17 protein-coding genes and 1 other RNA gene are annotated in these 14,938 nt (G+C 63.1%); 5 read left to right on the top strand and 13 right to left on the bottom strand.

Annotation, left to right across the window (positions count from 1 at the left end; translation table 11 throughout):
- Positions 1 to 13: 13 nt before the first annotated feature.
- The 5 genes from HOP51_RS06355 to rsmI all read right to left on the bottom strand — a co-directional run bounded on the left by HOP51_RS06355 (position 14) and on the right by rsmI (position 4,360).
- Entirely contained in the window at positions 14 to 1,723 is a 1,710-nt protein-coding gene (locus HOP51_RS06355) for a peptidoglycan D,D-transpeptidase FtsI family protein (RefSeq protein ID WP_234273108.1), read from the bottom strand.
- The gene (ftsL, locus tag HOP51_RS06350) at positions 1,720 to 2,025 is read right to left on the bottom strand and encodes a cell division protein FtsL (RefSeq protein ID WP_234273107.1); all 306 of its coding nucleotides are present in this window, start codon (positions 2,023 to 2,025) and stop codon (positions 1,720 to 1,722) included. Before ftsL ends, HOP51_RS06355 begins: the two co-directional genes overlap by 4 nt.
- Positions 2,026 to 2,060: 35 nt before the next feature.
- On the bottom strand, positions 2,061 to 3,017 hold the full coding sequence (gene rsmH / locus HOP51_RS06345; RefSeq protein ID WP_234273106.1) for a 16S rRNA (cytosine(1402)-N(4))-methyltransferase RsmH: 957 nt from the start codon (positions 3,015 to 3,017) through the stop codon (positions 2,061 to 2,063).
- Positions 3,018 to 3,083: 66 nt separating this feature from the next.
- Positions 3,084 to 3,448, bottom strand: an RNA gene (gene rnpB / locus HOP51_RS06340) — RNase P RNA component class A.
- 54 nt (positions 3,449 to 3,502) lie between these two features.
- Complete coding sequence (gene rsmI, locus HOP51_RS06335; RefSeq protein WP_234273105.1) at positions 3,503 to 4,360, bottom strand: 16S rRNA (cytidine(1402)-2'-O)-methyltransferase; 858 nt, start codon at positions 4,358 to 4,360, stop codon at positions 3,503 to 3,505.
- 126 nt (positions 4,361 to 4,486) lie between these two features.
- Here rsmI and HOP51_RS06330 point away from each other — a divergent pair, with 126 nt between their 5' ends.
- Genes HOP51_RS06330 through HOP51_RS06315 form a run of 4 tightly spaced genes read left to right on the top strand, consistent with a single transcriptional unit; the run spans position 4,487 to position 7,835 of the window.
- Positions 4,487 to 6,253 carry a penicillin-binding protein activator gene (locus HOP51_RS06330; RefSeq protein WP_234273104.1) on the top strand — a complete coding sequence of 589 codons (1,767 nt, stop codon included), beginning with the start codon at positions 4,487 to 4,489 and terminating at the stop codon, positions 6,251 to 6,253.
- Positions 6,237 to 6,605: a YraN family protein gene (locus tag HOP51_RS06325; RefSeq protein WP_234273103.1), complete on the top strand. Its 369-nt coding sequence runs from the start codon at positions 6,237 to 6,239 to the stop codon at positions 6,603 to 6,605. Before HOP51_RS06330 ends, HOP51_RS06325 begins: the two co-directional genes overlap by 17 nt.
- Before the next feature lie 49 nt (positions 6,606 to 6,654).
- Positions 6,655 to 7,248, top strand: a complete 594-nt coding sequence (locus HOP51_RS06320) for a phosphoheptose isomerase (RefSeq protein WP_159553038.1) — start codon at positions 6,655 to 6,657, stop codon at positions 7,246 to 7,248.
- Positions 7,249 to 7,253: 5 nt separating this feature from the next.
- Entirely contained in the window at positions 7,254 to 7,835 is a 582-nt protein-coding gene (locus HOP51_RS06315) for a BON domain-containing protein (protein ID WP_234273102.1), read from the top strand.
- Positions 7,836 to 7,943: 108 nt separating this feature from the next.
- Here HOP51_RS06315 and HOP51_RS06310 read toward each other — a convergent pair whose 3' ends face one another.
- The 8 genes from HOP51_RS06310 to zapE form a co-directional block, all read right to left on the bottom strand.
- Positions 7,944 to 8,408, bottom strand: coding sequence for a ClpXP protease specificity-enhancing factor (locus HOP51_RS06310; protein ID WP_234273101.1), 465 nt, complete (start codon positions 8,406 to 8,408; stop codon positions 7,944 to 7,946).
- A 52-nt stretch (positions 8,409 to 8,460) separates the two neighbouring features.
- Positions 8,461 to 9,087 carry a stringent starvation protein SspA gene (sspA, locus tag HOP51_RS06305; RefSeq protein ID WP_234273100.1) on the bottom strand — a complete coding sequence of 209 codons (627 nt, stop codon included), beginning with the start codon at positions 9,085 to 9,087 and terminating at the stop codon, positions 8,461 to 8,463.
- Between the two features lie 155 nt (positions 9,088 to 9,242).
- A complete protein-coding gene (locus HOP51_RS06300; RefSeq protein WP_234273099.1) occupies positions 9,243 to 10,010 on the bottom strand; it encodes a cytochrome c1 in 768 nt (255 codons plus the stop codon).
- Positions 10,010 to 11,269 (bottom strand): cytochrome b, encoded by a 1,260-nt coding sequence (locus tag HOP51_RS06295; RefSeq protein WP_234273098.1) that lies wholly within the window; start codon positions 11,267 to 11,269, stop codon positions 10,010 to 10,012. The genes HOP51_RS06300 and HOP51_RS06295 overlap by 1 nt, the downstream gene beginning before the upstream one ends.
- Positions 11,269 to 11,862: a ubiquinol-cytochrome c reductase iron-sulfur subunit gene (gene petA, locus HOP51_RS06290; RefSeq protein WP_234273097.1), complete on the bottom strand. Its 594-nt coding sequence runs from the start codon at positions 11,860 to 11,862 to the stop codon at positions 11,269 to 11,271. Before petA ends, HOP51_RS06295 begins: the two co-directional genes overlap by 1 nt.
- Positions 11,863 to 12,075: 213 nt before the next feature.
- Positions 12,076 to 12,465, bottom strand: coding sequence for a 30S ribosomal protein S9 (rpsI, locus tag HOP51_RS06285; RefSeq protein WP_159553050.1), 390 nt, complete (start codon positions 12,463 to 12,465; stop codon positions 12,076 to 12,078).
- Between the two features lie 13 nt (positions 12,466 to 12,478).
- The gene (gene rplM / locus HOP51_RS06280) at positions 12,479 to 12,907 is read right to left on the bottom strand and encodes a 50S ribosomal protein L13 (RefSeq protein ID WP_111414267.1); all 429 of its coding nucleotides are present in this window, start codon (positions 12,905 to 12,907) and stop codon (positions 12,479 to 12,481) included.
- A gap of 173 nt (positions 12,908 to 13,080) precedes the next feature.
- Positions 13,081 to 14,265, bottom strand: a complete 1,185-nt coding sequence (gene zapE / locus HOP51_RS06275) for a cell division protein ZapE (protein ID WP_234273096.1) — start codon at positions 14,263 to 14,265, stop codon at positions 13,081 to 13,083.
- A 210-nt stretch (positions 14,266 to 14,475) separates the two neighbouring features.
- Here zapE and HOP51_RS06270 point away from each other — a divergent pair, with 210 nt between their 5' ends.
- Positions 14,476 to 14,922 (top strand): YhcB family protein, encoded by a 447-nt coding sequence (locus HOP51_RS06270; RefSeq protein WP_234273095.1) that lies wholly within the window; start codon positions 14,476 to 14,478, stop codon positions 14,920 to 14,922.
- Positions 14,923 to 14,938: the final 16 nt, after the last annotated feature.

Below are 14,938 nucleotides of genomic sequence, written 5' to 3'. Positions count from 1 at the left end.
AGGAGGGCTGGGTTCATCTCGAACGTTGATCCGGTGGCACATCGAGCAGGCGCAGAGCACTACCCGTGACACGCGAGAACACCGGTGCCGCCACGGCACCGCCAAAGTAGCTCTCGCCCCGCGGATGATCGATCATGACGATGGTGACGATGCGCGGATCGGAGACCGGTGCAATCCCGGCAAACAAACTGCGATAGGCGTTTTCCTGATAGCCTGCGGCGCCGGTCTTTCGCACCGTACCCGATTTCCCGGCCACCCGGTAGCCCGGCACCATGGCACGCCGGGCACCGGTTCCCGGCTGCACGGATTGCTCCATGATGCGTAGCAACTCATGGGCTACCTGCGGATCGATGGTCGGCGTACCGGCGGGAGCCTCGTCCAACCTGAGCAGCGAGGGCGACAGGCGTACCCCGCCATTGGCCAGGGCGGTATAGGCACTAGCCAACTGCAACGCCGAGGCCGATAGCCCATAGCCGTACGAGAGCGCTGCCCACTGGCTGCGCGACCAGCGCACCGGAGCCGGCATGTGCCCCACGGCTTCGCCCGGGAAACCCGTTTCGGTGCTCTGACCGAAGCCGAGCCGCCGATAAAGATCGGGAACCAACGGGTCGTCGAGCTCCAATACCAGCTTGGACATGCCGATGTTGGACGATTTCTCCAGAATTCCCGCCAGATCCAGCCTGCCATAGTTGCGAATGTCGCGAATGGTGAAGCGGTCGATACGCATCCAGCCCGGCGAGGTATCCACCACCACGTCGCTGTCGAAGCGACCGCTCTCCATGATCGCAGCCATGGCCAACGGCTTCATCACCGACCCCGGCTCGAACACGTCGACGATGGCCTGATTGCGCAAGCCGCGAGGGTCGATGCCTGCGCGGTTGTTGGGGTTGTAGGAGGGCTGATTGGCCATGGCCAGCACCTCGCCGGTCCGGGCATCCATCATGACCACGACGCCGCCGTCGGCGTTGTGCTCGGCCACCGCTGCCTTGAGCTCACGGTAGGCCATGTACTGCAGCCGCTGATCGATGGAAAGCGTCAGCTCACCGCCCGGCTGAGCCTCGCGCAGGATCGCCAGGTCGCGCACCAAACGGCCGCGTCGATCCTTGATCACACGCCGCTGGCCTGGAGTGCCGGCCAAATAGGGCTGGTAAGCGAGTTCCACCCCCTCTTGCCCCATGTCGTCCACGTTGGTCACACCGAGCAGCTGAGCCACTACCTCGCCGGCCGGGTAGTAACGTTTGTACTCGTGTTGGGCGTAAACGCCCGGTACACGAAGATCGAGTACCCGCTGGGCGGCAACCGGCGTCAACTGACGTCGCAGGAACATGAATTCGCGCTCGGCGAAACGCTCCAGCCTGGCATCGAGATCGTCCAGCCCCATACCCAGCGCCTGCGCCAACATCAACCGCTGGATGCGATCGTCGGGCACTTCCTGGGGGTTGGCCCAGAGCGTCACGACCGGCGTGGAGATGGCCAGCGGCTCGCCGTTGCGGTCGGTGATCATGCCCCGGTGGGCGGTAAGCGATTCGGTGCGCAGGGTGCGGGCATCGCCCTGACCCTGAAGAAAGGGACGATCGAAGACATGCAGCGTCACGATTCTTCCCGCGAGCAGCAGCATGGCCAGGATCACCAGACCCAGCACCAAGCCATAACGCATCGCGCCCATCGGCGCCATGGGCGGGTGCCGCCGCGGGGTCACGCCACCACGTACGTCCGTGCTCATGGCCGGATGACCTCGACTTCGTTGACATGAGGCAGTCGCATATCGAGCCGCTCGACGGCCAGACGCTCGATGCGCGCCGGCGACGACCAGGCGCTCTCCTCGAGCAACAGTTGCCCCCACTCGGTCTGCAACTGATCGCGCTCGCGCTCGAGCTGTTGCAGACGAACGTACTGAGCACGCGTCTGATAACTCGCGCCAATCACTGCCGTAGCACTGGCCAGGCATGCCAGCACCAGCCCCACGATCAGCAGCAGGCGCCAACTAGGCCGCCAGGCGGGTCGCCAGGCAACGCCTTTCGGCATTCGTGTTGGCACTCTTCCCTGTCTCATACCGTTCCTCAGAATCGCTTGCGTGCCACGCGCATCACGGCACTGCGGGCACGCGGATTGCCCTCGACCTCTTCCGCCGTGGGCCGTTGCGCCTTGCCCAGCATCTCCAGGCGCTTGGCAAGCTGCTCCTCTCGCACCGGCATGCCACGCGGCAGGTCGGTATCTCCGCGCACGTGCTCGCGAATGAAACGCTTGACCCGCCGATCTTCGAGGGAATGGAAGCTGATGACCACCAGATGCCCGCCCGGCGCCAGCGCCTCGAGCGCAGCCGTCAATGCCGCGTCGAGCTGCTCCAACTCACCGTTGACATGAATGCGCAGCGCCTGAAAGGCCCGCGTGGCGGGATGCTTGCCTTTCTCCCAGGCAGGGTGGGCCGCCTTGAGCACCTCGGCAAGATCCCCAGTGCGCAGGAACGGCCTTTCGGCACGGCGTGTCACGATGGCCCGTGCCAAGCGCTTGGCGAAGCGCTCCTCGCCGTAGGCCTTGAACACATGGGCGATATCGGCTTCACGGGCACGGGCCAGCCATTCGGCGGCACTCTCGCCCTGGGTTGGGTCCATGCGCATGTCCAGCGGGCCGTCTCGCAGGAAACTGAAGCCCCGCTCGGGATCGTCCAGCTGCGGCGAAGACACCCCAATGTCCAGCAGCACCCCGGCCAGCTTGCCGTGCAGGTCATGCTGCGCCGCGATAGCACCCAGCCTGGCGAATTCGCCCTGCTCGATGGTGAAACGCGGGTCGTCCAGCTTCTGCGCTTCGGCAACGGCATGGGGGTCGCGGTCGATGGCCAGCAGGCCTCCTTCAGGGCTCAGCCGCTCGAGGATGGCACGCGAGTGGCCACCGCGGCCAAAGGTGCCGTCGAGATAGCCCCCGCTGGGGTCGTGAACGAGCGCATCCACGGCGCCGTCCAGCAGCACGCTGGCATGACGAAAGCCATGTCGGCTCGGTTCAGCTGCGGATGGCGGCATGCGCTTTCCCGATGTCTCGAACTTGAATGAACGCACCGGCCACGGCCGGATGCGGAGGGTTTGATTCGGGGGAGTCGGCCGATAAGCCGGGTTCTGTCGAGGACAGTCATTCATCTAGGAGCCGCGTCACCGCGGCCCTCCAGCAACCTACCCGAACCCGACGCGGGCCACGCCGTTGGGTTCCTATTTGGTCTTGCTCCGGGTGGGGTTTACCGTGCCACGCACTGTTACCAGGCGCGCGGTGCGCTCTTACCGCACCCTTTCACCCTTGCCGGCCTCCCGCGGGAGACGTAGGCGGTCTGCTCTCTGCTGCACTTTCCGTCGGCTCGCGCCGCCCAGGCGTTACCTGGCACCCTGCCCTATGGAGCCCGGACTTTCCTCCCCCCGCAGCACTCGCAAGCGCTGCCGGCGGCGACTGTCTGGCCGACTCCGAGCGCAAGAATACCAGCGCGCCCGAGGCCTCTCAATGTCTTTCGGCACCCTGTTCAGCGCGCTTCCTTGAGCGCTTGGGTCCGCTCGTACCATGCCTTCTTCGCACCGCCCAGCAGACGCGCCGCTACCGCCGCCGCCTGCTTCACCCCCACACCCTCGGCCAGCAGTGCCGCCAACAGCGCATCGGCCTCCAGGCTGGCGGCGTCCACGCTCTCGCGTGCCTCGGCGCCTGCCAGCATGATCACGAATTCACCGCGCGCCTGGTTCGGATCGGCCTCCATGCATGCCAACAGTTCTGCAGCACTGCCATCGAGGAAGGTCTCGAAGGACTTGGTCAGCTCCCGGGCCAGCACCAGGCGCCGATTGCCGCAGACCGTAGCGATGTCGGCCAGAGTCTCGCGGATACGATGGGGTGACTCATAAAAGATCAGTGTCTCCTCCCGTGCCGCGAGCCCTTCGAGGCGTTGCCGCCTCGCGCCTCCCTTGGCCGGCAGGAAGCCCTGGAACAGGAAACGGTCGGTCGGCAGGCCAGCGGCACACAGCGCCGCCACCAGAGCACAAGCACCCGGCACCGGCACGATGCGTCGTCCGCGTGCACGCAGCTCACGCACCAGCACGAAGCCGGGATCGCTGATCAACGGCGTCCCGGCATCGCTGACCAGGGCAATGCTCTCACCGCGGGCCAGCCGTTCATCGAGCTGTTCGACCCTGGCCGCCTCATTGTGCTCATGCAGCGAGAGCATGGACACGGTGAGCCCGAGATGCTGCAGCAGCCGCGCCGTGTGACGAGTATCTTCGGCAGCTACCAGGGCGACTTCGCCCAGCACCCGCGCCGCTCTAGGGCTCAAGTCCTCCAGATTCCCAATCGGCGTGGCGACCACGTACAATGTACCTAGTTGATTGTCGGACATGGCGGCTCCTCCGGAGTCTGTCGGGCTTGGCCGAATGTGATGTCGTTGGCCGAATGTAATGTTGAATGCCGGGTTCAGTCAGGGAGCGATTCCTGCCGCTCGGGACCTGCAGACAAGGAAGGATTCATGTTGAAAAAGCCTCGCGGCCTGCTGGCCACTGCGCTATTCGCCCTCCTGGTGGCCGGCTGTGCCCCTCCCGGTATCGTCGAGCGCGTACCCGACGACGATCCTGGCTATCTCCTCGAACAGGCGCAGCAACAGCCCCCCGAGCAGGCCGCCATCAGCCGGCTCGAGGCGGCCGACATCCTAGCACGCCGCGGCCAGCACACCCAGGCACTGGAGATCGCCAGTGGAATCGACGATGCCCAGCTGCCTGCTGAGCATCGTCTGCATTGGGCAATGCTGCTGTCGGAACTCGGCGAGGAGTTGGAAGAGCCCCGGGCCGTGATCCAGGCCGGGCAATTGCTCGATGAAGTCGACATGCCGCGCGATGCCGGCCTGATACTGCGCGAACGTATGGGACGCGCCTTGTTACGGGTCGACGAGTATCGCGCCGCGGCCGCAATGCTGATGTACGTTCAGGCCCGCACCGAGCGGGAGGCGCTCAACGATGCCATCTGGACTTCACTGTCCCGCCTCGACGGCAGCGAACTGGCCAGCCTGCGAGAGGGCGCCGACGAACTGACCTTAGGCTGGCTAGGCCTTGCCAGCCTAGTGCGCGAGAGCGGCGGCGACATCGAACGCCTGTTCGCGCGACTGGAGTCCTGGCGCGAGCGCAACCCCCAGCATCCGGCCGCCCGCAACGTACCCTCCGAACTGCTGGCATTGCGCGAGCTGCGCGGCAAGGAAGTCCGCCATATCGCCATTTTCCTGCCCGACAGCGGCCCTCTGGCCAGCGTCGCCGAGTCGATCCGCACCGGCATACGTGCCCACCACCTGCACAGCGTCGAGCGCAACGGCGGGGTGAGGCTCTCGTTTCTCGATGCCAGCCTCGGCGATCTCGAAGCCCTCTACTCCGAAGCGCGCAACATCGGCGCCCAGGTCGTCATCGGCCCGCTCGACAAAGACCAGGTCAGCGAACTCGAGGCCCGCAACAGCGTACCGTTGCCAACTCTGGCGCTGAACTATGGCGCCGGCTCGTCGAACCAGGCCGAAGGTCTCTTCCAGTACGGCCTGTCGGCCGAAGACGAGGCGCGCCAGGTCGCGCGGCGCGCTTACGAGGACGGCCATCGCCGCAGCGCCATGCTGGTACCGAACAACGAGTGGGGCGCCCGCGTCGGCCGCGCTTTCGAGCAGGAGTGGCGCAGCCGCAACGGCACCATCACCAACAGCGTCTCCTACGACCCGCGCGGTTCGGCAACCGAGAGCACTCGCCGGGTGCTTGCCGGTGGCCGTCCGGACATGCTGTTCCTGCTGGCCCTGCCCAGCTATGCCCGCCAGGTACCGCCGACGCTCGATTACTACGACGCCGCCGATCTTCCCATCTATGCCACTTCGCATCTCTATGAAGGGCGCCCACAGCCGCTGCTCGACCATGACCTCGATGAGGTTAGCTTCGTCGACATCCCCTGGCAGATTCCCGATGCGGCAGTGGGCGGCGTGGAGGCATTACCCTACCTTGCCAGTTTCCAGGAGCTTCATCAGGATGCCGACCCCTCCACCTTCCGGCTGATGGCGATGGGCGTCGACGCCTATGAACTGGCACGCCGACTGCCGCAGTTCCAGCTACTGCCCGAAAGCGAGCTGTTCGGCGCCACGGGCCTGCTGGTCGCCGGGCATGACGGACGCATCGAGCGTCGCCTGCCCTGGGCACGCTTCGAGCGTGGCGTACCGCGCCCCATCCTGACCTTCGAATTGCTTGACGGCGACCTGGGCAATGGCCAGCTCCCTTGACGCCCGCGCTCGCGGTGCGCGTATCGAGCGCCTGGCCGCGGAGTGGCTTTCGGCTCGGGGCCTCACGCTCATCGCCAGCAACCAGCAGTTCAAGGGCGGCGAGTTGGATCTGGTGATGAGCGATGGCGAGACGCTGGTCTTCGTCGAGGTCCGCCATCGCAGCGACATACGCCACGGCCACCCGCTCGAAACCGTCACCGCCACCAAGCAGCGCCGGCTGGTCCGTGCCGCGCGTTTTTATCTGGCGCGCAACCGGCTATCATGTCCCTGCCGTTTCGACGTGCTGGCCGTGATCGGCAGCCCGCCCGCGCTCGACTTCGAATGGGTACAGGGCGCCTTCGAAGCGTTCTGACCGGCTCTATCGTCTCGCGACCAGGACTTCACAGCCAGGACACCACAGAATGGATTTTCAGCAACGCATACTCGGCCATTTCAACGCCAGCATCGACACCAAGACCTATGCCAGCGAGGTATTGCCCCCCTTCATCGAGGTGGCAAGCCAGATGATGGTCCAGTGCCTGGTCAATGAAGGCAAGATACTGGCCTGTGGCAATGGAGGCAGCGCTGGCGACAGCCAGCACTTCTCCTCCGAGCTTCTCAATCGCTTCGAGCGCGAGCGCCCCAGCCTGCCGGCGCTTGCGCTGACTACCGACACCTCGACGCTGACCTCGATCGCCAACGACTACAGCTACAGCGAGGTCTTCTCCAAACAGATCAGAGCCCTCGGCCAACCCGGCGACATTCTGCTGGCTATTTCCACCAGCGGTAACTCAGGCAACGTCATCCAGGCGATCCAGGCAGCTCACGATCGCGACATGGCCGTGGTCGCCCTCACCGGCCGCGACGGCGGCGACATGGCCTCCCTACTCGGCCAGGACGACTGCGAGATACGCGTCCCGGCGACTTCCACGGCACGCATCCAGGAGGTTCACCTGTTGGTGATCCACTGCCTGTGCGACCTCATCGATGAACAACTGTTCGGCAGCAGCGAGTAATTTTCATGACGACCTCAACCAGACTGTTCGTTTGCCTTCTGGCCGCCCTGACCCTCGCCCTCAGCGGCTGCACCACGGTCACCGGCGTCACCACCCCCGGCACCATCGACGAGAACTACGGCAAGCGCACGCTCGGTGCCCAAGTGGAAGACGAGAGCATCGAAACCAAGATTAGCCACAACTTGCGCCGCAGTGACGCACGACTCGGCGATGCGCGCATCAACGTCGACAGCTATAACGGTATCGTGCTGCTCACCGGCCAAGTGCCGAGCGAAGAGCTGAAGCAGAAGGCCAGCGAAGTGGCACTGGAAGTGCGTAATGTGCGTGACGTACACAACGAACTGACCATAGCCGCCAACCTGCCGGCCAGTCAGCGTCTCTCAGACACCTGGACCAATACACGCATTCGTACGACCCTGGCTGCCGATCAGAGCATCGATACCAGCCGACTGCGCTTCGTCACCGAGAATGCCACGGTTTATATCATGGGCATGGTCAGCCGCGCCGAAGCGGACCGTATCGTCGAGGCCGTGGCCGATGTCGGCGGCATCCAGCGTATCGTCAAGGTGTTCGATTACCTAGATTGAATACGCTCACCGAAGGACATACCCGAACGCAGAACGGCAGGTCAATGACCTGCCGTTCTGCGTTTAGTGGCTCTACGCCTGAAGCCTTGGACCCAAAGCCGGACGATGCTACTTGATGACGCGAAGCGAAGGCCGCTTCTTGGACGACGTCGCCTTGTCACGCTCCAGCTTCACCGCGGTCTCGCCCTCTTCGTCACTCTCGACACTACTGAGCCCAGGCCGTTCGCTGGCGGCTTCTTCATCCGGCTGCGGCGCCGGCATGGTCGGTTCGTGGCCGAACACCATGCCCACTCCGTTTTCGCGAGCATAGATCGCCACCAACGCCGGCATCGGCACCACGACCTGCATGGGCTGCCCACCGAAACGGGCATGAAAGCTGACGGCATCGTTCTCGATGCGCAGATCCCGCACGGCGGCGGGCCCTACATTGAGCACGATCTGTCCATTCTGCACGAACTGGCGCGGCACGCTGACACCAGGCTGTTCGGCATCCACCACGATATAGGGGGTATGGTCGTTATCCAGAAGCCACTCGTAGAGGCCTCTGGCAAGATAGGGACGGCTCGACAACATGACGTTCTGCCCTCCTCCAGTCTATTGGCGCCGGGCACGCCCGACGCCAGGTTCAGGTGCGCATCTCGCGCTCGTTCTCGCTCAGTGACGATACGAAGGAATCGCGCTCGAACAGGCGCTCCATGTAGGCGACGAGCGGCTTGACCTGCTTCTCCGGAAGCTCGATACCAAGCACCGGAAGACGCCAGAGAATCGGCGCGATGCAGCAATCCACCAGCGAGAACTCTTCGCTCATGAAATAGGGAACGTCCTCGAAGATCGGAGAAATTCCGACCAGACTCTCGCGGAGTTCCTTGCGCGCCTTCTCCACGTCCTTCTTGCTGCCGCTCTCGATCTGCTCGACGAGAGGGCACCACTCACGCTCGATGCGGTGCATCCACAGCCGGCTCTGGGCGCGGGCGACCGGGTACACCGGCAGCAGCGGCGGATGAGGAAAGCGCTCGTCCAAGTATTCCATCATCACCTTGGATTCATAGAGCGCCAAGTCGCGATCGACCAGGGTCGGCACGCTGTTGTAGGGGTTCAGGTCGGCGAGTTCCTCGGGACGCTGGTCGCCGTTGACCTCGACGATATCGACCGCCACACCCTTCTCGGCAAGCACGATGCGGACGCGATGACTGAAATGATCATCGCCTCCCGAATAGAAGATCATCGACGACCGCTTGGCCACTACACCCATGTAACAATCCTCACATCAATTCGAATCAGCATGATAGCACGCGCACCGGACTTCAGGGCGGGATATGCATACTCGAACAGGGAACAATGCACAGGGGGCGCATGGCACCATTTGGCCATACGCCCCCTGCGGCACGACGTACCGATTCGTCCGAATCAGTGAATGTCGCGCCAGTACTCGCGCTTGAGCAGGTAGGCCAGCACACCGAAGATGAAGATGAAGATCAGCACCTTCGGTCCCAGCACCTGGGCCTGCAGCTTGGACGGCTCGCCTACGTAGGCCAGGAAGTTGGTCAAGTCATAGACCGCCTCCTGGAACTCCTCGGCCTCCATGCTCCCCGGCTGGGTCACCTGCAGCACTTCGCAGGACTGATACTTACCGGTGAGCGGGTCGAGTTCGGCACCTTCGACGGGGCGATCGGTCTCGGCACAGACCTTCTCCTGAACGCCCTGCAGCGGCTCCAGCACGTTGGGCATGGCCACCATGGGGAAGACCTCGTTGTTGACCCCGTTGGGACGACTCGGGTCACGGTAGAAGGTCAACAGGTAGGAGTAGATCCAGTCGGGACCGCGCAGACGCCCATGCAGGGTCAGGTCCGGTGCTGCCGAGCCGAACCAGTTGGCGGCATCGTCATGATCCATGGCGATACGCATCTGGTCGTTGAACGCCAGGCTGGACGAGAAGATCAAGTTCTCCTCGACCAGATCCTGGGGCATGCCGAAATCCTCGGCGGCACGCGCGAAGCGTTGGTGCTCCAAGGTGTGGCAACCCATGCAGTAGTTGACGTAGAGCTGCATGCCCCGCTGCAGCGACTCCTGGTCACGCAGGTCCGGCGTCATCGAGTAGGGCACGTCAGGCGCCGGTGCGGCCATCGCCATGAAGGGCACCAGCGCGAAGAGCAGTGCGAACAGTTGCTTTTTCATTAGCCAGTCACCCTTTCCGGAACGGGTTTGGTCTTCTCCATCCTGGTGTAGAACGGCATCAGCAGGAAGAAGGCGAAGTAGAGCACCGTGCACAGCTGCGCCACCGCGGTACGCATCGGCGTAGCCGGAAGAGCCCCGAGAACGCCCAGAATGATGAAGCTGATGGCAAACAGGATCAGCATCACCTTGGACATCCAGCCCTTGTAGCGTATGGAGTTGACCGGACTGCGGTCGAGCCAGGGCAGCACGAACAGCACGGCAATGGCACCGCCCATGAACACCACGCCAAGGAACTTGGCGTCGAGCCCGAACAGGTCGAAGGTGATGGCTCGCAGGATGGCGTAGAAGGGAGTGAAGTACCACACCGGGGCGATATGGTCCGGCGTCACCATCGGGTTGGCCGGCTCGAAGTTGGGCCGTTCGAGGAAGTAACCGCCACCCTCGGGGAAATAGAACACTACCGCGGCAAACACGAACAGGAACACCGCCACGCCGAATACGTCCTTGACGGTGTAGTACGGGTGGAACGGAATGCCGTCCAGCGGCTTGCCGGTTTCATCCTTCTTGCTCTTGATGTCGATGCCGTCGGGGTTGTTGGAACCCACTTCGTGCAAGGCGATCAGGTGCAGTACCACCAGCGCCAGGATCACGATGGGCAGTGCCACCACGTGCAGGGCGAAGAAGCGGTTCAGGGTGATGCCGGAAATCAGGTAGTCACCGCGCACCCACTGGGCCAGGTCGGGACCGACGAAGGGAATGGCGGAGAACAGCGAGATGATGACCTGGGCGCCCCAGTAGGACATCTGGCCCCAGGGCAGCAGGTAGCCCATGAAGGCCTCGGCCATCAACAGCAGGTAGATCGCCATGCCGAAGATCCACACCAGCTCACGCGGCGCCTTGTAGGATCCGTACAGCAGCGCGCGGAACATGTGCAGGTAGACCACCACGAAGAAGGCGGAAGCCCCGGTGGAGTGCAGGTAGCGGATCAGCCAGCCATATTCCACATCGCGCATGATGTATTCGACGGAAGCGAATGCCCCTTCGGCCGAAGGATTGTAGCTCATGGTGAGCCAGACGCCGGTGAGGATCTGGTTGACCAGCACCAGCAGTGCCAGGGAACCGAAGAAGTACCAGAAGTTGAAGTTCTTGGGTGCGTAGTACTTGGACAGATGGTCCTGCCACATCTGCGTGGCGGGGAAGCGGTCGTCCACCCAACGCATGATGCCGCTTTCTGCCTTGACTCGATTCGGGTTACCCATCAGGCGGCCTCCTCATCTTCGCCGACGACGATCACGGCGTCGCCATCAAAGCGGTACGGCGGCACCTCGAGGTTGAGCGGCGCCGGCACGTTGCGGAAGACACGGCCCGACAGGTCGAAGTAGGAGCCGTGACAGGGACAGAAGTAACCGCCGGGCCAGGCCGTCATGTCGACATCGTCCGGCTCGGGGCGGAACAATGGCGAGCAACCCAGATGGGTACAGATACCGATCAGCACGGAGTATTCCGGGCGTACCGAACGCAACGGCCCCGTTATGTATGCCGGCTGCTGCGGTTCCTGGGAGTCCGGATCGGCCAGACGGGCAGGGTCGAAATTCTCGGTGCGTTCGATCATGTCCGGAGTGCGCCTCACGACCCAGACCGGACGTCCGCGCCACTCGACGGTCATGCGCTGCCCCGGCTCGAGTTTCGAGACATCTGCGCTCACTGGCGCCCCCGCCGCCCTTGCCCTGGCACTCGGCTGCCAGGAAGCTACAAAGGGAACCGCCACTCCCACGGCCCCCACCGCCCCTACGACGGTGGTGGCACCCAGGAGGAGACGGCGCCGCCCTTTGTTCACGCCGTTGTCTGCCATTTTCTGGTTTCTCCCATCAGCTTACCCGTTGATCCAGCACGGAATGAGTTCCGCGACCACGGATACCAAATCCGGCATATCTTAAGGAATCGAGCTGCCACGCACAAGACAAGGCAGTCCTGACCAAGGTGGAATTCTCGGCGCAATATCTTGAAATAAAAAATAAAAAACCCGAGCAATTGCCCGGGTTTTTTTGCCAGCCACTGAGTGAGATCAGCGCTTGGAGAACTGCGGGCGACGACGCGCCTTGCGCAGACCGACTTTCTTACGCTCCACCTGGCGAGCGTCACGAGTGACGTAGCCAGCGGCACGCAGCGCCGGGCGGAAGTCCTCGTTGTACTCCATCAGTGCACGGGTGATACCGTGACGAATGGCGCCGGCTTGAGCGGAACCACCACCGCCCTTGACGGTGACATAGACATCGAACTGACCGAGAGTTTCGGTCAGCTCGAGCGGCTGGCGCACCACCATACGGCCGGTTACACGACCGAAATACTGGTCCAGCTCACGATTGTTGACGGTAATCTTGCCGGTGCCCGGCTTGAGGAAAACACGGGCAGTGGATGTCTTGCGGCGCCCGGTACCGTAATACTGCTGTGCCATGGTGATGACCCCCTCAGATGTTCAGTTCTTGCGGCTGCTGGGCGGCGTGCGGATGTTCGGCGCCGGCGTAGACCTTGAGTTTGGAATACATGGCGCGCCCCAGCGGCCCCTTGGGCAGCATGCCCTTGACGGCAGACTCGATCACGCGCTCGGGAGCATGCGCGATCATCTTCTCGAAATTCATGGAGCGAAGACCGCCCGGGTAGCCGGTGTGGCGGTAGTAGGTCTTGGCCTTGGCCTTGTTACCAGTGACCCGCACTTTCTCGGCGTTGATCACGACGATGTAGTCGCCGGTATCGACATGAGGGGTAAACTCGGGCTTGTGCTTGCCGCGCAGACGACGAGCGATTTCGGTAGCCAGACGGCCGAGCGTCTTGTCCGCCGCGTCGACGACGTACCAGTCGCGCTGTACGGACTGCGGCTTAGCAGTGAACGTTTTCATGGAGAAATCACCACAAAATCAAACAAGTGTATTGGACCCCGCGTGCCCGAAGCACAACCGGGATCATCCCTATTTTTCTTGGTTGCCACCCGCAGCATCGGCGACAACGGTCGAGGAGCGCGTATTCTACATGATCTGCCTGCGCGAATTAAAGCCCTATTGCCGCCCTGTCGTCATGGCTTGTGCGGCAAAGCCAGGTACTCGTGCGACTGCATCTCCTGTAGCCGCGACTGGGTGCGCTGGAACTCGAAGCCCAGGCGCCCATCGGCGTAAAGCGACTCGGCCGGCACCTCGGCCGACATCAGCAGCTTGACGCCACGGTCATAGAATTCGTCCACCATGTTGATGAAGCGACGCGCCTGGTCGTCAGTGGACGCGCCCATGCGGGTCACGTTGGAGACCAGCACGGTATGGAACTCGCGGGCGAGTTCGATATAGTCGTTCTGGCTGCGTGGCCCGTCGCACAGCTCACGAAACTCGAACCACACCACGTCGTCGTGCAGGCGCTGCGCGCGCAATACACGGTGGTTGATCTCTACCGGTACGTCAGTTTCCCCTTCGTGCCGGGCAATTTCGCGGAAGCTACGCTCGAGTTCCCGCTCCGCCGCCTCGTCCAGGGGAGCATGAAATATCTCGGCACGCTGCAAGGCGCGCAAGCGATAGTCGACCCCCGAATCGACATTGACCACGCGGCAGTGGCGCTTGATCAACTCGATGGCCGGCAGGAAGCGAGCGCGCTGCAGGCCATCCTTGTACAGTTCGTCGGGCACGATGTTGGAGGTCGTCACCAGGACCACGTCACGCTCGAACAGCGCCTCGAGCAGGTTGGCCAGGATCATCGCATCGGTGATGTCCTTGACGAAGAACTCGTCGAAGCAGATCACCCGTGCCTCCGCAGCGAACTTGCCGGCAATCAACGTCAGCGGATTCTTCTCACCCTTGTAGTGCTCGAGCTCGTTGTGCACCCGCTGCATGAAACGATGAAAGTGGGTACGCATCTTGTCGGGAAACGGCAGGGACTCGTAGAACGTATCGACGAGATAGGTCTTGCCACGGCCCACTCCGCCCCAGAAGTAGAGACCCTGGATTGACGGCAGGGCCGGCGCCTCCCTCGCCCTTTCCCGCTTGCCGAACAGATCGGCCATGCGAGACTTGAGCCCTCGCCCGGTGGTGACGGCACGCGGCTCGGTCCGGGGTGAGGCCACGAGCTGGTCATATAGGCGCTGCAAGTGCTCGACGGCCTGCTCCTGGGCAGGATCGTAATGAAAGTCGTCGCGCTCGAGATCGGCCCGGTAACGCGCCAGTGGGGTACTGGCATCGGCCGAACGGGATCCCGCAGGAGTCACGGTCGCGCACATGAGAGATTCCTTGCTGATCTTGGCTCATATCGTTGCAGGCCCCGCATTATACGCATCCCGCACGCCACGCGCAGAAAAAAGGATAAGGCGCTTCGCATCGTCCAGCGTTGACCCGCCGACAGCCAAGGCTTCTATAATGGACCGGCCAGACATGACTCGAACCGGGCAGCGGCACTGATTCCGGCGTGTATCAGCATCAGGGAGAACTTCGTGGATTACGGCAATGTTAACTGGATCGTGGCTATCGTCAGCCTGTTGGTCGGCCTCGGCATCGGCGCCTTCGCCTATCGTGCTCTTGGCACATCGGCCAACCGGCTACAGGAACTGCGCCGCCAGGTGGCCGAGCGTGAACGTGAACTCAGTGTCCTTCGGGAGGGCATGAACGAGCACTTCACCCAAGTCGGCATGATGGTGAGCAACATCCAGCGCGAGATGCGTACCCTCGAGCACCGTATCACCGAGGATGCCAGCACGCTGCATTGCGATCCTCAGAATAAGAATCGGCTCAAGGCAGCCAACCAACCGGCCCTGGCCGAAAGTGACGATGTACCGGCGCCACGCGACTATGCCGATGGTTCTGGCGGCACCCTATCCGAGGATTTCGGTCTCAAACCCAGCACCGAGAAGAGCGAGCTTCCCCAGCCCCCGCGCTATTGATTCCTGCGCCGCGAAA

Source organism: Billgrantia zhangzhouensis, from assembly GCF_021404465.1.
Lineage (GTDB): Bacteria > Pseudomonadota > Gammaproteobacteria > Pseudomonadales > Halomonadaceae > Halomonas > Halomonas zhangzhouensis.
Note: the sequence above shows the minus strand (reverse complement) of the source record. Positions and strands in the feature narration are given on the sequence as shown.